This window comes from Burkholderia sp. Ac-20379, assembly GCF_017104645.1.
In the GTDB taxonomy this organism is placed as follows: Bacteria; Pseudomonadota; Gammaproteobacteria; order Burkholderiales; family Burkholderiaceae; genus Burkholderia.
On record NZ_JAAGPF010000062.1, the window covers coordinates 1 to 19,711 of the forward strand.

Here is a 19,711-nt window from a genome sequence, read left to right on the forward strand (position 1 = left end):
GCCGCGGTGCTGGAAGCCGCCGCGCTGCGCTTCTTCGAGGGCGCGCCGGCGGTGCGCGAGGCGCGCTGGCATCTCGACATGCACACGGCGATCCGCGCCTCGGCGTTCGAGCGCTTCGCGCTGCTGCCGCATACGGGCGAGCCGCCCGCGCGCGCGATGATCGACTGGCTCGGCCGCGCCGGTGTCGCCGCGGTGCTGCTGCATACCGAGAAGGGCAATACGTATTCGCAGTTCACGGCGAGCGCCTGCGGGGCGCTGGCCTGCACGCTCGAACTGGGCAAGGTGCGGCCGTTCGGCCAGAACGACCTGACGCGCTTCGCCGCCGCCGATGCGGCCGTGCGCCGGCTCGTGTCGGGCGCCCCGTTCGCCGCGCACGACGTGCCGCCGGCCCCGCCGCGCATCTTCACGGTGATCGGCCAGATCACCAAGCAGAGCGACGCGTTCGAGCTGTTCGTGGCGAACGACGTGCCGAATTTCACGCCGCTGCCGCGCGACACGCTGGTGGCGCGCGACGGCAGCTATCGCTACCAGGTGTCGCACGACGAGGAGCGGATCGTGTTTCCGAACCCGTCGGTCAAGCCGGGGCTGCGCGCGGGGCTGATGGTGGTGGACACCACCACGGCCACGCTGGCCGCGCTCGGCTAGACAAGTTGGCGCCGCGTTCGCGCGCGGCGGTACAATCGCGCCCTTGCGGCGTTTCCGGCCGCGCCGCGGCGTGGCCGCGGGTCCGATCCGGCGCCTGCCCCAGGAAGGCGCGCGCCGTTTGCCAAAAAACCATCCTGACTACCGAGGAGAACCTTCCGATGAAGTTGAACTGGCGAAACATGGCCGCATGCGCGGTGGCTGCGGCCGCCGCGATGTCCACCCTGTCCGGCGCGCACGCCGCGGAGCTCAAGCAGATCCGCTTCGGCGTCGAGGCCTCGTATGCGCCGTTCGAGTACAAGACGCCGGACGGCAAGCTGGCCGGTTTCGACGTCGACGTCGGCAACGCCGTCTGCGCGAAGCTCAAGGTCAAGTGCGTGTGGGTCGAGAACGACTTCGACGGCCTGATCCCGGCCCTGCAGGCGCGCAAGTTCGACGCGATCAACTCGGACATGACGATCACCGACCAGCGCAAGAAGGCCGTGGCGTTCACCGATCCGATCTATTCGATCCCGAACCAGCTGATCGCCAAGAAGGGCAGCGGCCTGCTGCCGACGCCGGCCTCGCTGAAGGGCAAGCGCGTGGGCGTGCTGCAGGGCACGATCCAGGAATCGTATGCGAAGGCGCGCTGGGCGCCGGCCGGCGTGGAAGTGGTGCCGTATCAAACCCAGGATCTGGCCTACGAGGATCTGAAGTCGGGCCGCCTCGACGCGACGTTCCAGGATTCCGAAGCCGCCGCCAAGGGCTTCCTGTCGAAGCCGCAGGGCGCGGGCTTCGCGTTCGCCGGCGATCACGTGGTCGACGCGCAGATCCTCGGTTCGGGCGTGGGCTTCGGCATGCGCAAGAACGACGCCGATCTGCAGGCCGCGATCAACGGCGCATTGAAGGCGCTGAAGGCCGACGGCACGATCGACACGCTGGCGAAGAAGTATTTCAGCGTGCCGGTGGTGCTGAAGTAACGCCTCGGCCGTACCGCAAGGCCAATGAAAAACCGGCCGCTCCCGCGAGGGGGCGGCCGGTTTTTTCATGTCGGGGCCGGCGGGAGGCGGGAAACGCGCGCGCTCAGTGCGATTCGGTTTCGGGCGGCGCGAAGAAGCGGGCCAGCTCGGCGCCCATGCTGTTGAGCACGGCCATCTCGCGATGGGCGATCCGCTGCGTCTGCTGCGAGCCCGACCAGTCGCCGTAGAGCAGGGCGACGCAATGATTGCCGCTGCGCACCGGCAGCAGCACGAAGCCGTGCACGTCGTGGAACGCGTCGCGATACCAGGCCGGCAGGCGGCGCAGCATTTTCGGATCGCGCGCGTCCTCGATGAAGATGCCGACCGAGTTCGAGATCGCGAGGTGGAACACGTCGGGCTCGAACGTTTCGTGGAAGCGCAGCCGGCCCAGCGCCGTCTCGATGCCGTGGCCGAAGCCGAGCCGGGCGATGAAGGTGCCGTCGTCGCCGCGCACGAACATGATGGTGCGGCTCAGGCGCAGGCCGGCCAGCACGCTTTCGGAGGCCAGCGCGAGCACCGGTTCGCGGCGGTGCTCGGACGGCAGCGCCCGCAGGTCGGCCAGGCCCGAATCGAGCGTGGCCTGCGGCTCGGCCGCGGCGCGTTCGAGCGCGGCCGCGTTGCTGCGCAGCGCGATGATCTCGCGCAGCACGGTGTCGCTGGTTTCGTCGTGGGTCAGTTCGCGGGCGATCTTGACGAGGGAATCCGATTCGATGCCGAGCGCGGTGCCGAAGCGGTGCGCGAGCGTGGTCAGGCGCGTGTCGCGCAGCGTCGGCGTGACGCCGGGCGCGGTCATCGCGGCGGCCACCTCGGTGGCGCATTCGCTGACGGCGCGCAGCCAGCGCACGCGTTCGGCGTCGTCCTCGTCGCCGGGGCTGTCGGGGATCGCCGGCGCGCCGGCGGCTTCGGGCTCGTCGCCGTCCTCGTCCTGCTCGGCCGGCGCGGGCGCGATGCTGAAGCGGATCGCGTCGGGCAGGCGCCAGCGCACGGCCGCCTCGCGGGCGATCTCGTCGAAGCTCACGCCGAGCACGTCGATGCAGGCGGTGGCCTCGTCGCAGCCGAGCTGGGCGGCGCGGTGGCGGATCGCCTCCCATTCGCCGTCGAGGTAATTGACCACCAGCAGCTTGCCGACCTGCCGCATCAGCGTGCAGACCACGGCTTCCTCGCCGGCGCGCAGGTCGGCGTCCTCGGTCAGCCGGCGCGCGACGCAGCCCGACAGCAGCGCGCGGTTCAGTTCGAGTTTGGCGTCGATGCGCTGCGAGGCGCTCTGATGGAAGTGGTCGACCAGCTTCAGGCCCACCACCAGATGGCCGACCGCATCGATCCCGAGCACCATCAGGGCGCGCGTGACGGTGGTGATGTTGCCGCCGAAGGCGATGTACATCGCCGAATTGGCCAGCCGGATCACCTTCTGCGTCAGCGCGAAGTCCGACAGCACGACGCGCACCAGCGCCGAGAAATCGAGGTTGTCGTTATCGATCGCGGCCATGGTGGCGCGCAGCGAATCCGACAGCATCGGAAAATCGCCGCGGTCGTTCATGCGCGCCCACAGCTTGTCGAGCAGCGCCGCTTTCGGCAGGTGTTCGGTCAATGTCGTCATACGATTAAAAACGCTCGGCCGTCAGGCCGGTTCGCGCAGGTGAAGCAGCCGATCCTCGAAACGCTGCGCCAGTTCGTCGGACGGCAGCGCCCGGCAGACGAGCCAACCCTGGATGTGATTGCAGCCCATCTCGGTCAGCAGCGCGCGTTGCGCCTCGGTTTCGACGCCTTCGGCCACCAGTTCGAGATCGAGCGTTTGCGCGAGTCCGACGACGGCCGACACAATCGCGCGATCATTGCGCGACGTCAACAGATTTTCCACGAAACTCCGGTCGATCTTCAAGCGGGCCAGCGGGAAGCGTTGTAGATATGCAAGGCTCGAGTAGCCGGTGCCGAAATCGTCCACCGCGAAACGGATTCCGAGCGAGGCAATTTCCTCGAGCAGCGTCTTGGCGCCGGCCGGATCCTGCATCAGCAGGCTTTCGGTGATTTCGAGCACGATCCGCTGCGGGCTGATGCCGGTCAGCGCCACCGCCTCGCGCACGCTCTGCACGAAACGCGGGTCGCGGAACTGCTGCGGCGACACGTTCACGGCCACGTATTCGAGCACCAGCCCCTGGTCGTCCCAGGCCACCAGCTGCATGCAGGCCGCCTTCAACACCCAGTTGCCGAGGTAATGAATCAGCCCGATCGATTCGGCCAGCGGAATGAAGGTGGACGGCGGCACCAGGCCGAGCACCGGATGCTGCCAGCGGATCAGCGCCTCCACGCCGGCCACCGCGCCCGAGCGGCTTTCGGTGATCGGCTGGAAGTGCAGCGAGAATTCGCCGTTGCGCACGCCGTCGTACAGGTCCGATTCGAGCTTGAGACGCTCGGCGTCGGTCGGGTCGGCCGTGCTCTGGTGGAACGCCATCGTGTTGCCGCCCAGCGATTTCGCCTGGGTCAGCGCGTGATCGGCGCGGCGCAGCAGCGGGCTGTGGTGCTGGGCGTGGACGCGCGGGCCGGCGATGGTGCGTTCGTCCGGATACAGCGCGATGCCGACGCTGGCCGACAGGTGAACCGACTGGCCGTCGTAGCGGTAGGGCGGCTGGATCGCCGCCTGCAAACGCCGCGCCAACGTTTGCGCTTGCTCCTGAGCCTGCTCCCGGCCCGTCGCGCTGAACACGATCGCGAACTTGTCGCTGGCCACGCGGGCGAGTTGCTCGTCGTCGGTGATCGCGGCCTTCAGGCGCTGGGCGGTGTCGCGCAGCAGCGTGTCGCCGGCGTCGTAGCCGAGGCCGCGGTTGATGCGCTGGTAATCGTCGAGATCGAGCAGCAGCAGCGCGGCGCAGGTGCCGCGCTCGTCGGCCACGCGCTGCGCCTCGATCAGGCCCGGGATCAGCGCCGACAGGTTGTCCAGCCCCGTCATCGGATCGTGATGCATCTCGTAGGTCAGGCGCGTCTCGATCGCGCGCCAGGCCGACACGTCGAACGCCGCGATCGCATACCCGTCCACGCCTGCATGGCGGCTGCGCACCGCGCGCAGTTCCACGTCGAGCGGGTAGGTCAGCGATTTGACGATGCAGACGGTGGCTTTTTCCACGTTGCCCGTTTGATGCGCGCGGGCGAGCAGCGCTTCGAGCGTCGCGGTATCCTGCTCGGCAATCAGATCGCGCAGCGTCAGCGTGTGCAGGTAGTCGCGGTGGTAGCCGATGAAGCGCAGGCTGGCGTCCGAGACGTAAAGGAATCGCAGGTCGCGATCGAGATGGGCAAGAAAATCGACCGGACCGACGGTCTGTTCGAGCCAATTGCGGACGGTGTCGTCCTCGCGCGGTGCATTGGCGCGCGATGGCATCAACGCGCCGCTGGACCATGCAAGTCGGCGCAGCGCGCGTAGGGCGTGATGCCAGGCGCTCTTCCGAGGCGACGTGTTCCTGATGGCTTCCATGTTTCTCGCTGGCTGGGTGAGGCTGGAACCCCGTGGTTCCGTTGCAATAACGGCTAACGGTTCGGATTCTTTAGCGAGTCTGCGGTACGGATTTGTCTACCGCCCCATTTCGCCTGCCGGAATGTTTGGCGTGCGGATCGGGGCGAATTCGGAAACATCTTGGACTTTATTGAAAATGAGGAACGAAATGAAGCGGAAAATACTCTCGAGCGTCGCGGTGGCCGCGCTCGCCCTGCATGCGCTGGCGGCGCACGCCGTGCTGAAGGCCGGCGACGCCGCGCCGGACTTCAAGACCGAGGCCTCGCTGGGCGGCAAGACCTATTCCTATTCGCTCGACGCGCAACTGAAGAAGGGCCCGGTGGTGTTGTATTTCTACCCGGCCGCGTTCACCACCGGCTGCACGATCGAGGCCCACGCGTTCGCCGACGCCGTCGACGACTATAAAAAGTACGGCGCGACCGTGATCGGCGTGTCGGCCGACAAGATCGACACGCTGCAGAAGTTCTCGGTCAGCGAGTGCCGCAGCAAATTCCCGGTGGCGGCCGATCCGGACGCGAAGATCATCCGCGAATACGATGCGAAGCTGCCGGCGGTCGATCGCGCGAACCGGGTTTCCTATGTGATTTCGCCGGAAGGCAAGGTGATCTACGAGTACACCAGCATGTCGCCGGACAAGCATGTGGAGAACACCATGAACGCGGTCAAGGCGTGGGCGGCGGCGCACAAGGGGCAGTAAGCGCGGCGCGTTCGCGCTGTCAACGACAACGGCGGCCGGATTCCGGCCGCCGTTTTTCATGGCGCGGGCCCCGGGCGGGGCGGCGTCAGGCGCGCAGCGCCTGCTCGATCGCGATGCCGCCGCCGACGAAGCCGATGATCTTGCGCGAGATGCCGAGCTTGAGCGCCTCGACGGCGGCCCAGGCCACGTCCTGGCGTGCGACCGGCGTGGCGCCGTCCTGCCAGCGGTCGGTCAGCGCGATCTTGCCGACGCCCGGATCGTCCGACAGCGGGCCGGGGCGCAGGATCACGTAATCGACGCCCGAGGCGGCCACCCGGTCGTCGCCCTCGCGCTTCATGCGCGAGTAGTGGGCGAGCGCGGCGGGGCCGCCGTCCGGCTGGTAGGCGGTCAGCGAGCTGATCACCACGAGCTTCTGCAGGTTGTGCGCCTTCGCATACTCGGCCGCGCGGCCGGCCGCGTCGCGGTCGATCGCGGCTTCCTGCGCCTCGCCTTCCGATTCGGCCGAGCCGGCCGCGAAGATCGCATGCGAGACGCCGCGGAACGCGGCCGAGAAATCGGCGTTCAGATCCGCCACCACCACGCGCGCGCCCGGCATCGCGAAATCGGGCCGGCGCACCAGCGCCGTCAGTTCGAAATCCCGCTGCTTGAGCAGCAGGTCCGCGAGCGCATGGCCGGTCCGGCCGCTGGCGCCGATCAGCAATACCTTCATCGACATGGAACCGCTCCTTGGATAACGCTGCGCCGGCTGGCCCGGCCGGCCGGCGCGGGATTCACCAGTGTATGCCGAATCCTCCCCCGGCCGCAGGGGCGCGGCGCGCGCCGGCCGATCGGCCGGGGTGGATCGCGAGCCGGGATGGATCGTTCGTCATCTTACAGATTGCCGACGAAAAAGCGATGACCGGCGAACCCGGCCCCGAAACGGCGACGGGCCGGGCATCGATCGCCCGGCCCGTCGCCGTGTGCGGCATGACGCACCGCCCGGGGGCGCCCGTCGGCGCGACGCCTATTCGGCCGCGCCGGCCGGTTGCGGCGGCGGGTTGCGCCGCGCGCGGCGGCGCTCGGCCGCCACGCGGATCCGGTCCATGTACAGATAGACCACCGGCGTGGTGTAGAGCGTCAGCACCTGCGAGACGATCAGCCCGCCGACGATCGCGATGCCGAGCGGCGCGCGCAGCTCGGCGCCGTCGCCGTGGCCGAACGCCAGCGGCAGCGCGCCGAGCAGGGCAGCCATGGTGGTCATCATGATCGGCCGGAAGCGCAGCCGGCACGCCTCGTGGATCGCGTCGAACGACGATTTGCCGTGGCGCGACGCATCGATCGCGAAGTCCACCATCATGATCGCGTTCTTCTTGACGATGCCGATCAGCAGAATCACGCCGATCAGCCCGATGATGCCGAACTCGGTCTTGAACAGCAGCAGCCCGAGCAGCGCGCCCACGCCGGCCGAGGGCAGGGTAGAGAGGATCGTCACCGGGTGGATGTAGCTCTCGTACAGCATGCCGAGCACGATGTAGATCGCGGCGATCGCGGCGGCGATCAGCAGCAGTTGATCCTGCAAGGCGGACTGGAACGCCTGCGCGGTGCCCTGGAAGCTGCCGGTGATGGTGGCCGGCATGCCGAGCTGCGCCATGGTTTCGTAGATCGCGCGGGTGGCGTCCGACAGCGCCACGCCGGGCGGCAGGTTGAACGAGATGGTGGTGGCCACGAACAGCCCCTGGTGGCTGACCGACAGCGGCGTGGTGGCCGGCCCGAAGCTCGCGATCGCCGAGAGCGGGATCATGGTCGATTTCGAGGTGGACACGGCCGCGCCCGACGACGCGCTCGATTTGCCGGTGGACGCGATCGAGTTCAGCGCCGCGTTGCGCGCCGAATCGGAGGCGATCGCCGCCGCGCTCGTCGCGCCGGTGCCGGCCGTGCCGGTGCCCGCGCTGCTGCTCGAACTGCTGGCGGTGCCCGCCGTGAACGTGCCGGCCGTCGCGTTGGTGGTGGCCGCGCCGTTCGCGGTGCCGCCGGTGGTGCTGACGTACACCTGCTTGAGCATCTCCGGATCCTGCCAGTACTTCGGCGCGACCTCCATCACCACATGGTACTGGTTCAGCGGGTTGTAGATGGTCGACACCTGGCGCTGGCCGAACGCGTCGTACAGCGTGTTGTCGATCTGCGCGGGCTGGATGCCGAAGCGCGCGGCGGTGGCGCGGTCGATGGTGACCATCGATTCGAGGCCGCCCTGCTGCTGGTCGGAGTTGACGTCGGCGAGTTCGGGCCGCTTCTGCAGCGCCTCGGTCAGCTTCGGTCCCCACTGATACAGCTCGGCCGTCGAATCGCCGAACAGCGTGAACTGGTATTGCGCGTTCGATTGCCGCCCGCCCACGCGCAGATCCTGCGCGGCCTGCAGGAACGTGCGCGCGCCGGCCACGCGCCCGAGCCGCGGCCGCAGCCGGGCGATCACCTGGTCGGCCGACAGCTTGCGGCCCGGCTTGTCCTTGAGCGTGATGAACATGAAGCCCGCGTTGGTCGCGCGCCCGCCGCTGAAGCCGGCCACCGTGGCGACGTCCGGATCGGACCGCACGATCTGCATCATCTCGGTGAACTTGACCTTCATCGCCTGGAACGAGGTGGACTGGTCGGCCTGGATGCCGCCGACCAGCATGCCGGTGTCCTGCTGCGGGAAGAAGCCCTTCGGGATCTTCACGTACAGCAGCACGTTCAGCGCGACGGTGGCCACCAGCGACAGCACGATGATGCGCGGATGGCGCAGCGCCCACACCACCGAGCCGTCGTAGCCGCGCTGCAGCCGCCCGAAGCCGCGTTCGAGCCAGCGCCCGAGGCGGCCTTCCTGGCGTTGCGCGGTTTCGTGCGGCGGCAGCAGCCGCGCGCACATCATCGGCGTGAGCGTCAGCGAAACCAGCAGCGACACGAAGATCGCCAGCGACAGCGTCAGCGCGAATTCGCGGAACAGCCGGCCGATGATGCCGCTCATCAGCAGGATCGGCAGGAACACGGCCACCAGCGAGAGGCTGATCGACAGCACCGTGAAGCCCACCTCGCGCGCGCCGTCGAGCGCGGCCTGCATCGGCGTCTTGCCGTTCTCGATATGGCGCGAGATGTTCTCCAGCACCACGATCGCGTCGTCCACCACGAAGCCGGTGGCCACGATCAGCGCCATCAGCGAGAGGTTGTCGATCGAGAAGCCGAGCAGGTACATCGCGCCGAACGTGCCGACGATCGAGATCGGCACGGCCACGCTCGGGATCAGCGTGGCGCGCCAGTTGCGCAGGAACAGGAACACCACCATCACCACCAGGCCCACGGCGATCAGCAGCGTGTGCTCGGTGTCGGTCAGCGAGGCGCGGATGGTGCGCGAGCGGTCCATCACCGGGGCCACGCTGACGTCGGCCGGCATGCCCGAGGTGAGCTGCGGCAGCGCGGCCTTGACGCGGTCCACCGCGTCGATGATGTTGGCGCCCGGCGAGCGGTAGAGGATCACCAGCACCGCGCGCTTGCCGTTGGCCAGGCCGATGTTGCGCAGGTCTTCCACCGAATCCACCACGCTGCCCACGTCGTCGAGCCGCACCGCGGCGCTGTTGCGGTAGGCCACCACCAGATCCTTGTACTGCGACGCCTGCGAGGCCTGGTCGTTGGTATAGAGCTGATAGTGGTTCGGGCCGAACTCGATGGCGCCCTTCGGGCTGTTCGCGTTGGCCGACGACAGCGCCGCGCGCACGTCCTCCAGCCCGATGCCGTAGTGGAACAGCGCCTGCGGCTCCAGCTCGATGCGCACGGCCGGGTTGGCCGAACCGGACACGTCCACCTCGCCGATCCCGTCGATCTGCGAGAGCGCCTGCTGCAGCACGGTGGACGCCGAATCGTAGAGCCGGGCGGGCGAGGCCGTGTCGGAGGTCACGGCCAGCACCATGATCGGCGAATCGGCCGGGTTGACCTTCTTGTAGGTGGGGTTGCTCTTGAGGCTGGCCGGCAGATCGGCGCGGGCCGCGTTGATGGCGGCCTGCACGTCGCGCGCGGCGCCGTCGATGTCGCGGTCCAGCCCGAACTGCAGGATGATCCGCGCGCTGCCGACCGAGCTGGTCGAGGTCATCTCGGTGACGTCGGCGATCGAGCCGAGATGGCGCTCGAGCGGGCTGGTGACGCTGGTCGCCACCGTTTCCGGGCTCGCGCCGGGCAGCGACGCGGACACCGAAATGGTCGGGAAATCCACCTGCGGCAGCGGCGAGACGGGCAGCTTCGCGAACGCGAACAGGCCCGACAGCGCGATCCCGAGCGCGAGCAGCGTGGTCGCGATCGGGCGGTGGATGAAGAGGCGCGACAGGTTCATCGGTTACGCGCCCGTGCCGTTGCCGCCGGAGGCGTCGCCCGCGGCGGGCCGGCGGCGCTCGAACGCGCGGCGCACGCGGCGCGCGAGCGAATCGAAGCCGAGATAGATCACCGGCGTGGTGAACAGCGTCAGCACCTGCGAGACGATCAGGCCGCCCGCGATCGCGATCCCGAGCGGCTTGCGCAGCTCGGAGCCCGCGCCCGCGCCCACCATCAGCGGCACCGCGCCGAGCAGCGCGGCCAGCGTGGTCATCAGGATCGGCCGGAAGCGCAGCAGGCAGGCCTGGTAGATCGCCTCGCGCGGCGATTTGCCCTCCACGCGTTCGGCCTCCAGCGCGAAGTCGATCATCATGATCGCGTTCTTCTTGACGATGCCGATCAGCAGCACGATGCCGATGATGCCGATGATGTCCAGGTCGTGCCCGGTGACGATCAGCGCGAGCAGCGCGCCCACGCCGGCCGACGGCAGCGTCGACAGGATCGTGATCGGATGGATGTAGCTCTCGTACAGCACGCCGAGCACGATGTACATCGTCACGATCGCGGCCAGGATCAGGAACAGCTGGTTCGACAGCGACGACTGGAACGCCAGTGCCGCGCCCTGGAAGCGCGTCTGGAACGAGGCGGGCAGGTTGATCGCCTTCTCGGCCGCCTCGATCGCCTTGACGCCCTCGCCGAGCGAGGCGCCCGGCGCGAGGTTGAACGACACCGTCGCGGCCGGGAACTGGCCGAGGTGGGTGACGAGCAGCGGCGCGGCGCGTTCGTGGAACGTCGCGATCGACGACAGCGGCACCTGGCCGCCGCCCGCCGACGGCAGGTAGATGCCGTTCAGCGAATCGGCGTAGTGCTGCATCTGCGGTTCGGCTTCCAGGATCACGCGGTACTGGTTCGACTGCGTGAAGATGGTCGAGACGATGCGCTGGCCGAACGCGTCGTACAGCGCGTTGTCGACGGTGGCCGGCGTGATGCCGAAACGCGCGGCGGTGGCGCGGTCGATCTCGACGTACACCGATTTGCCGTTGGCCTGCAGGTCGGTGGCCACGTCCGCCAGCGACGGCTCCTGCTGGAGCTGGCGCATCAGCTTCGGCACCCAGGTCGCGAAATCGTCCGGGTTCGGGCTCGTCAGCAGGAACTGGTACTGGGTCGGGCTGACCGTCGAATCGATCGTCAGATCCTGCACCGGCTGCATGTAGAGCGAGATGCCCGGCAGGTTCGACACCTGCTGCTGCAGGTCGCGGATGATCTGCGTGGCCGATTCGCTGCGGTCGTCGCGGTTCTTCAGGTTGATCAGCATCCGGCCGCTGTTCAGCGTGATGTTCGAGCCGTCCACGCCGATGAACGAGGTCAGGCCGTCCACGTTCGGGTTCTTGAGGATCTGCGCGGCCAGCGCCTGCTGGCGTTCGGCCATCGAGCCGTAGGACACCGCCTGCGGTGCCTGGGTGATGGCCTGGATCACGCCGGTGTCCTGCACCGGGAAGAAGCCCTTCGGAATGAACACGTAGAGCAGGGCGGTCAGCGCCAGCGTGAGCAGCGCCACGATCAGCGTGGACGCCTGGCGTTCGAGCACCCAGCGCAGCGCCGTGCCGTAGCGCGCGATCACCTTGTCGATCATCACGTGCACGCGCGTCTCGAAGCGGTGCTCGCCCATCGGCGGCGTGTGGCGCAGCAGCTTCGCGCACATCATCGGCACCAGCGTGAGCGACACCACCGCCGAAATCACGATGGTCACCGCCAGCGTGATCGCGAACTCGTGGAACAGCCGGCCCACCACGTCGCCCATGAACAGCAGCGGGATCAGCACCGCGATCAGCGACACCGTCAGCGAGATGATCGTGAAGCCGATCTGCTTCGAGCCCTTCAGCGCGGCCTCGAGCGGCCCGTCGCCTTCCTCCACGTAGCGCGCGATGTTCTCGATCATCACGATCGCGTCGTCCACCACGAAGCCGGTGGCGATGGTCAGCGCCATCAGCGAGAGGTTGTTCAGCGAGAAGCCGGCCAGGTACATCACGGCCAGCGTGCCGATCAGCGACAGCGGCACCGACAGGCTTGGGATGATGGTCGCGTAGAGGTTGGCGAGGAACAGGTACATCACCAGCACCACCAGCACCACGGCCAGCGCGAGTTCGAACTGCACGTCGCGCACGGCGGCGCGGATCATGGTGGTGCGGTCGGTGACGATCTGCACGTCGAGCGAGGCCGGCAGCGTTTCCTGCAGCTTGGGCAGGATCGCCTTGATCGCGTCGACCGTCTGGATCACGTTCGCGCCGGGCTGGCGCTGCACGTTGACGATGATGGCCGGTTCCGAATCCACCCACGCGCCGAGCTTGGTGTTCTCGGTGCCGGCGATCACCTTGGCCACGTCGGTCAGCATCACCGGGCGGCCGTTCTTGTAGGCCACCACGGCGGTGTTGTACTGATCGGCGCTGGTCAGTTGATCGTTGGCGTTGATCGTGTAGGCGCGCGTCGGGCCGTCGAAGTTGCCCTTCGGCGTGTTGACGTTCAGGTTCGAGATGGTGGTGCGCAGGTCGTCGAGGTTCAGCCCGTATTGCGCGAGCGCGAGCGGGTTGGCCTGGATCCGCACCGCCGGCCGGTTGCCGCCCGACAGGCTCACGAGGCCCACGCCCGACACCTGCGAGATCTTCATCGCGAGGCGCGTGTCGGTCAGGTCCTGCACCTGCGAGAGCGGCAGCGTCTTGGAGGTGATTGCGAGCGTGAGGATCGGCGCGTCGGCCGGATTCACCTTCGCGTAGATCGGCGGCGCGGGCAGGTCGGACGGCAGCAGGTTGCCGGCCGCGTTGATGGCGGCCTGCACTTCCTGTTCGGCGATGTCGAGCGGCAGGTCGAGGCTGAACTGCAGCGTGATGACCGAGGCGCCCGCCGAGCTTTGCGAGGACATCTGGTTCAGCGACGGCATCTGCCCGAACTGGCGCTCCAGCGGCGCGGTGACCGACGAGGTCATCACCTCGGGGCTCGCGCCGGGGTAGAACGTCTGCACCTGGATGGTCGGATAGTCGACCTCGGGCAGCGCGGCCAGCGGCAGGAAGCGCAGCGAAACCAGGCCGGCCAGCATGATCGCCGCCATCAGCAGCGCGGTGCCGACCGGGCGAAGAATGAATAGACGGGATGGATTCATCGATCAGGCGTGGTCTTGAGCGTCATTGCGCGGCGGATTGGGATGCGCCGTGATGGCGGTGGCCGTGGGCGCCCGATGCGCCGGACGCGCCGTGGGCATGCGCGCCGGATGCGCCCGAGGCCGCGGCGGCGCCCGACGCGCCCTGCGGATGCGCGGCCGGGATCGTGATCTTCGAGCCTTCGCGCAGGCGGTCGACGCCGTCCGTCACCACGCGCTCGCCCACCTTCACGCCGTCGGCGATGCTGGTGCGCTCGCCGTCCACCGGGCCCGGCTTGACCTTGCGCACCGTGACGGTGTTGTCCGGCTTGACGATATAGACGAACTGGCCGATCGAGCCCGTCTGCACGGCGGCGGTCGGCACGATCACGGCGTTGCGCAGCGTGTCGACCAGGAGGCGCGTGTTGACGAACTGATTCGGGAACAGCAGGTTGTTCTTGTTCGCGAACGTGGCGCGCAGCTTCACGGTGCCGGTGGTGGTGTCCACCTGGTTGTCGAGCGTTTCGAGCGAACCGGCCTCGAGCGGCACCGTGTTGTTGCGGTTGTAGGCCGTGACCGACAGCGTCTGGCCCGCGTTGACCTGTTTGAGGATCTGCGGGAGGTTGTCTTCCGAGGTGGTGAACAGCACGCTCATCGGCTGCAGCTGCGTGATCACGACGATGCCGTTGGTGTCGCCCGACGTCACGTAGTTGCCGGCATCCACCTGACGCAGGCCCACGCGGCCCGACACCGGCGCCGTGATGCGCGCGTAGGTCAGGTTCAGCTTGGCCGAATCGATCGAGGCCTGATCGGTCTTGACGGTGCCTTCGTATTGTTTGACGAGCGAGGCCTGGGTATCGGTCTGCTGCTTCGAGATCGAATCCTGCGAGAGCAGGGTTTGATAGCGCTGCAGATCGAGCCGCGCGGTGGCGAGCAGCGCCTGATCGCGCGCGAGTGTGCCCTGCGCGGTTTCGAGCGAGACCTGGTACGGGCGCGGATCGATCTGCGCGAGCAGGTCGCCCTTCTTGACCATCTGGCCTTCGGTGAAATTCACCGACTGCAGATAACCGGACAGTTGAGTCTTGACCGTCACGTTGGCCAGCGGCGTGACGGTGCCGAGCGCGGACAGCACGATCGGCATCTCGCCGCTGGCGGCGGTGGCCACCTGCACCGGTTGCGGCTGGTTGGCGAAATCGGCCGGGCCGCCGTGGCGGCGTCCGCCGCTGTGGCCGGCGGCCTGGCCGTTGGCGGGCGCGTCGGCTTTCTTCCACGGATGCCACCACAGCAGCGCGCCGCCGATCACGACGAGCGCGGCGATCCCGATCGCGATCGGGCGGCGCTTGCGCGGCGCCGGATCGTGCGGCGGGGGAGCAGGGGAGCGAGGCGTTTGCGATTCCGGATTGTTCATGTTCGATCTGACTGACGCTGGCGTGAGCGGGCGTGGGAGGCGCCGCGCGGGACCCGCCGCCGGGGCGGGCCGCTGGGACGGCGAAAGAGCGGAGCGCCCATGCGGGCGCGAGGTTGCATGATGCTACGTGCGACCCGGGCGATCGTCTAGCGAACTTTCTTTCAACGGTTTACTGGGGTAACCACTTGTATATCGCGATGACGCGCCGGTGACGCACGCGTGACGCGCGCATGACGATCCGGCCGGCGCTTTGCCGCGTTCGGCGCGGCGTTCCGGCCGGGCGGCTAGCGGCGCGGGGCGGTCGATCCGCCGATCTCGCGGGCGATCCTGGCCACGCAGTCGAGCAGGGCCGGCACGGCCGTCTCGAGCAGCGCCTCGGCCGAATGCTGCTGGGCCGCGCCGCCGCAGTTGACGGCGTAGCGCTGGCCCGACGGGCCGACGAAGCCGGCCGCGACCGCGTTCAGGCCGTCGCGCCATTCGCCGATCGCGATCGCATAGCCGTTGCGCCGGGTGTCGTCGAGCGCGGCGTCGAGCCGGGCCAGCACCAGCGGCCAGTCGTCGCCGTGGGCGGTCTGCAGCGCGCCCACCAGCTCGCGGCGCTCGCCGTCCTCCAGCGCGGCCAGATAGGCGCGGCCCACGGCGGTGCGGGCGATGTCCATCCGCGAGCCCACTTCGAGCCGCGTGACGAGCACCGCCGAGCGCGGCCGGATCACGTCGATCGCGACCATGTCGAGCCGGTCGCGCACGGCGAGGTGAACCGACAGCGAGGTGCGCTCGGCCAGCTCGATCAGGAACGGACGCGAGCGGGCGCGGATGTCGAAGTTGCGCAGGAAGCCGTTGCTCAGTTCGAGCACCGCGGCGGTCAGCACGAAGCGTTCGCTGTCGGGCAGCCGGAACAGGAAACCGGCGCTGACGAGGGTGGCAGTGATGCGCGAGACGGTCGGTTTGGGGATACCTGTTATTTCTGTCAGTTCGCGGTTGCTGACCGGCGCATCGGCGGCGGCCACGCAGCGCAGTACGGCGAGCCCTCTGGCGAGTGCCGAAATCTCATCCGTCGACGATTCCCGATCTTTTGCGGCGCTTGCCGCGTTACTCATTGTCGACACGAAGACCTCTCACTTTTCTGAAACAAAATTTCATATTTACAGAAATCGTACGACAAATATCGAACCGTGCATGTTTTACCGACAACGTATCATGCGATGACAGAGTGTTGGATGTCCCCGGTTTTTCAGGGTTTTCTCCCAAGCTTGTGTCGCAAAATTCACAATTGCGCCGTATTTTTCTCTTGACTTGGGATCGGGAAACGGAAAAAATGTGCCTGAATTTCGAAACAACGTTTCGTCAGTTTTACCGATAACGATGTTTCGATGCAGTCTCTCAGGTTCTAGCACGGCCCTCGGAATGGCTAGAACTTTTTAAGCGCCTCGGTCACCCGAGGCGCTTTTTTTTTGCTCCGCGAATCCGACCCCATTTGTTCAAATAGTGGGATTTTTCACGAAAATGGTGTGCCGGATGCGTTAAACGCCGCACAACTGATGTGCCAGCTTAACCCGGACGGCTCGGGGCCGGACCGGGGGATAGCCCGCAGGCGGCCGCCGGCCGGGCGCGCGCCCAAAAAAAACGCGCTGCCGGGGACGGCAGCGCGTGCAGAACGGCCCGGAGGCCGCGACGGATGAAACCGGGTTTCGCGACGAAAACGAAATGAATCGACGCGAGGCGAAGCGGGGCGGGCGTCAGCCCTTGGCGAGCTTGATGCCGGTGGCTTCGGCGGTCAGGTAGCCGACGCTGGCGCCGAACCGGTCCTTGAAGTTGGCGCGCACCAGCGGGTCGAGCGTGGCCTTGACCTTGTCGTGCAGCGGCGATTCCCAATCGCCGACGTGCTGGAAGTTGCTCATGATGTAGGTCCAGCCGTTGATCTCGTCCACCGCGTGCAGGCCCGTCGATTCGGCGCCCGACGGGCAGGACAGCACGCGCGACAGCGTCTTGGTGTCGACGTTGTAGGCCCACAGGAAGTTGTTCACGTGCATCCCGGAATCCTCGCCGATGAACAGCGTGCGCAGCTTTTCCGAGAACTTCAGGTTGTCCGGGTTGGCGATCTTGTCGGCGTTGGCCGTGTTGCCGAGCGCGTCGGCCGTGGCCAGATCCTCGCCCACCAGCGCGGCCGGCGCGCTCATGTCGACCGGCACCCAGGCGCTGTCGATCGCCGTGCCCGAGGTGTCGCTCTGGCCGCCCTTCAGGTTCAGCGCATAGACGGCGCCGGCCGAAATCTTCTTGTCCACCGCCACGTCGCGCGACACCGCGTTGCCCTTGACCATCGAGGTCTCGATGCGCGACATCGCCGTGTACACCACCTTGTCCTTCGCGTTGACGGTGGTGCCTTCGAGCTTGGTGAAGCCCATGCTGCCGCCGATCAGCGCGGCGTAGCGGTGCGTTTCGAGGAACGCGGCCGCCTTTTCCATGCCCGGCTTGATGCGGATCCAGTTGAACTTGCCGCTGAAGTGGATCTTCGTGTACGACGCGTCGTTCGGATCGGCCGTGACCAGATCCATGATGTCGCTGGCCTTCAGCGTGTTGGCCAGCGCCTCGATCTCGGCGCTCGTCGCGTGGCCGATGCGCAGCCAGCTCAGCGTGGCCGCGCCCGCGCCGGCGGAGGCCGTTTGCGTCCACTTCGCCACGTAGAGCGTGCCGGCCGACAGGTCCGCCGCCTTGTCGGCCACGAACATGAACAGGCCGCCGTTGGTGGCGTCGTCGCCCATCATCACCGTGCGCTGGTCCGGCATCACCTGGATCAGCTCGTGCGAGATGCGGCCGAGGCAGTAGTGCTTCTTGATCGAGCCGGTGCCGTCGGGGTTGACCGTCACTTCCGGCAGGTGGCCGTAGTGATAGGGGTTCGCCGTGGTCGTGTTGCCGAAGGTGTTCTGGCTGTAGGCCAGGAACTGCGCGTCGGTGGCGGCGATCGTCGCGTCCGGCTCGTATTCCTCGCTCGACAGGTGGGTGTTCCACGGCGACAGGCTCGCGCCGCAGGTGATCCACAGGCCGTGCGCCTTCGAGGTATCGACGTTGTGATACTTGACCAGCGTCAGCGCGCCCGTCGTCTGGTCCTGGTCGAGCGTCAGCACCGCGATCGGCGAGGGCAGGCGGCCGTAGGTCGAATCGCCGTTCTGGTTGCGCGTGGTGTATTCGAACTGCACCACGGCGAACACCGGCTTGCCCTTCACGCCGGGCACGTTCGCGTTCGCGAGCGTCAGCAGCGAGCTGCCGTCCGGGCAATCCGAGTAGAACTGGCGCTCGCTGCCGGCCTTCGAGGTGTCGACGATCGGCTGGTTGTTGATGTCGAAGTAGCCGCCCGCGAGGATCGTGCCGCCGCTGCCGTTCGGCACCAGATCGCCCGTGGCGAAGAACGGCTTGTAGGCGAGCTTGTAGTCGCGCGCGCTGCCGTCCGAGAACGACACCGACAGCGTCGAGCCCACCGTGGTGGTCGCCATCGCGGCCGGATTGGCCAGCGTGGGCGCGGCCATCGAGGCGAACGTCGCCGCCGCGAAGCTGGCCGCGGGCGCGGTGCCCGTGCCGCCCGCCGCCGGGCCATTGTCGTCGCCGCCGCCGCAACCGCTCAGCAGGGCGGGCAGCGCGAGGCCGCTGAGCGGCAGCATCGGCGCGCCGACGAGGATCTTCAGCGCCTGGCGGCGGGAGGTTTTGGGCTGCGCGGTCATGGGTGTCCGGTTCTCGTATGGGGATCGATGTGGGTCGCTTCCGGGCTGTCCGTTATGAATCGGAAAGTTAATGGAAGGAATTTGTAATTCGAGGCGCAGTGTAGGCGGGGTGTGTGAAAGTTTTTTGAAGGGTTGTTGTTTGTATTTTGGAATTTTTTGGCGGGGTGCCGGCGGATGGGGCCGCCCAGTTCGGTGCGGGCGGTCGGCGTGGCTTGATGAAGCGGGGCGTGGTGGGGCAACGCGGGCGGGGGTTTGGGCGGGGGTTTGGGCGGGGGTTTGGGCGGGGGTTTGGGCGGGGGTTTGGGCAGCAGTTCGGGCAGCAGTTCGGGCGGCCCGCGCGTGAACGCGCCGGGCCGCCCGCCGCCTATCGTTCGTCGCGCGTGAACGACACCGTGCGCTTGGCGCGCTCGTCCACCGACAGCGAGAACACGTCGGGCCGCGCGTAGTGGCCGACCACGTCGAGGTCGTAGCGGGCGCGCGTCAGATCGTCCACGTCGATCTCCGCCACCACCAGCCCGGCCTCGCCGCGCAGCGGGCCGGCCAGCACGTCGCCGAGCGGGCCGACGATCACGCTGCCGCCGCCGATCAGCGGGCGGCTCGGCTCCCAGCCCGGCACCTCGATGCCGAGCGCGGCCGGCGACGGCTGCACCTGACACGCCGAGATCACGAAGCAGCGGCCCTCGTGCGCGATATGGCGCATCGAGCATTGCCAGACCTCGCGCTCGTCGACGGTGGGCGCGCACCAGATCTGCACGCCCTTGGCGTACATCGCCGTGCGCAGCAGCGGCATCTGGTTTTCCCAGCAGATCGCGGCGCCCGCGAGGCCCGCGCCGGTTTCGACGACCGGCAGCGTCGAGCCGTCGCCTTGCCCCCAGATCAGCCGTTCGGTGCCGGTCGGCATCAGCTTGCGGTGCTTGGCGACCAGCCCCGCGGCCGGATCGAGGAACAGCGCGGTGCAGTACAGCGTGTTGCCGTCGCGCTCGATCGCGCCGACCACGAGCGACGCGCCGGTGCGCGCGGCCAGCCCGGCCAGCGCGTCGGTTTCGGGGCCGGGCACGTCGATGGCGTTCGCGTAATAGCGGGCGAACGCCTCGCGGCCTTCGGGCAGGCGGTAGCCGAGACGGGTGCCGAAAATCTCGCCCTTCGGGTAGCCGCCGAGCAGCGCTTCGGGCATCACCACGAGCGTGGCGCCCGAGGCGCGGATGGCGTCCTCGAAGGACAGGATGCGGTCGAGCGTGTGCGCCGTGCCGTCGGGCGACGAACCGATCTGCAGGGCGGCGACATGCGTGCGGGCCATGGTGGAAGACCTC

12 protein-coding genes are annotated in these 19,711 nt (G+C 67.9%); 3 read left to right on the forward strand and 9 right to left on the reverse strand.

From position 1 onward, the window contains the following. Nucleotides 1-645: succinylglutamate desuccinylase (locus tag G3N92_RS11185; protein ID WP_206127535.1), on the forward strand; the 645-nt coding region annotated here is incomplete at its 5' end. A 158-nt stretch (nt 646-803) separates the two neighbouring features. After that, on the forward strand, nt 804-1,601 hold the full coding sequence (locus G3N92_RS11190) for an ABC transporter substrate-binding protein (RefSeq protein WP_206127536.1): 798 nt from the start codon (nt 804-806) through the stop codon (nt 1,599-1,601). A gap of 103 nt (nt 1,602-1,704) precedes the next feature. Here G3N92_RS11190 and G3N92_RS11195 read toward each other — a convergent pair whose 3' ends face one another. After that, nucleotides 1,705-3,237 (reverse strand): HDOD domain-containing protein, encoded by a 1,533-nt coding sequence (locus G3N92_RS11195; protein WP_206127537.1) that lies wholly within the window; start codon nt 3,235-3,237, stop codon nt 1,705-1,707. Nucleotides 3,238-3,258: 21 nt separating this feature from the next. Next, nucleotides 3,259-5,010, reverse strand: coding sequence for a cyclic di-GMP phosphodiesterase CdpA (gene cdpA, locus G3N92_RS11200; RefSeq protein ID WP_206127538.1), 1,752 nt, complete (start codon nt 5,008-5,010; stop codon nt 3,259-3,261). A gap of 280 nt (nt 5,011-5,290) precedes the next feature. Between cdpA and G3N92_RS11205 the strand changes: the two genes are divergently transcribed. Beyond that, on the forward strand, nt 5,291-5,839 hold the full coding sequence (locus G3N92_RS11205) for a peroxiredoxin (protein ID WP_206127539.1): 549 nt from the start codon (nt 5,291-5,293) through the stop codon (nt 5,837-5,839). 85 nt (nt 5,840-5,924) lie between these two features. Here G3N92_RS11205 and G3N92_RS11210 read toward each other — a convergent pair whose 3' ends face one another. From G3N92_RS11210 to G3N92_RS11240, 7 genes are all read right to left on the reverse strand, one after another. Continuing rightward, entirely contained in the window at nt 5,925-6,554 is a 630-nt protein-coding gene (locus G3N92_RS11210; protein ID WP_206127540.1) for an NAD(P)H-binding protein, read from the reverse strand. 288 nt (nt 6,555-6,842) lie between these two features. Beyond that, complete coding sequence (locus G3N92_RS11215) at nt 6,843-10,172, reverse strand: efflux RND transporter permease subunit (RefSeq protein WP_206127541.1); 3,330 nt, start codon at nt 10,170-10,172, stop codon at nt 6,843-6,845. 3 nt (nt 10,173-10,175) lie between these two features. Further along, nucleotides 10,176-13,304 carry an MdtB/MuxB family multidrug efflux RND transporter permease subunit gene (locus tag G3N92_RS11220; RefSeq protein WP_206127542.1) on the reverse strand — a complete coding sequence of 1,043 codons (3,129 nt, stop codon included), beginning with the start codon at nt 13,302-13,304 and terminating at the stop codon, nt 10,176-10,178. Between the two features lie 22 nt (nt 13,305-13,326). Beyond that, nucleotides 13,327-14,688 (reverse strand): MdtA/MuxA family multidrug efflux RND transporter periplasmic adaptor subunit, encoded by a 1,362-nt coding sequence (locus tag G3N92_RS11225; protein ID WP_206127543.1) that lies wholly within the window; start codon nt 14,686-14,688, stop codon nt 13,327-13,329. Between the two features lie 284 nt (nt 14,689-14,972). After that, complete coding sequence (locus G3N92_RS11230) at nt 14,973-15,794, reverse strand: IclR family transcriptional regulator (protein ID WP_339385890.1); 822 nt, start codon at nt 15,792-15,794, stop codon at nt 14,973-14,975. A 630-nt stretch (nt 15,795-16,424) separates the two neighbouring features. After that, nucleotides 16,425-18,401: an alkaline phosphatase PhoX gene (locus tag G3N92_RS11235; RefSeq protein ID WP_206127545.1), complete on the reverse strand. Its 1,977-nt coding sequence runs from the start codon at nt 18,399-18,401 to the stop codon at nt 16,425-16,427. A 364-nt stretch (nt 18,402-18,765) separates the two neighbouring features. Then, entirely contained in the window at nt 18,766-19,698 is a 933-nt protein-coding gene (locus G3N92_RS11240) for a carbon-nitrogen hydrolase family protein (RefSeq protein WP_206127546.1), read from the reverse strand. Between the last annotated feature and the right edge of the window lie 13 nt (nt 19,699-19,711).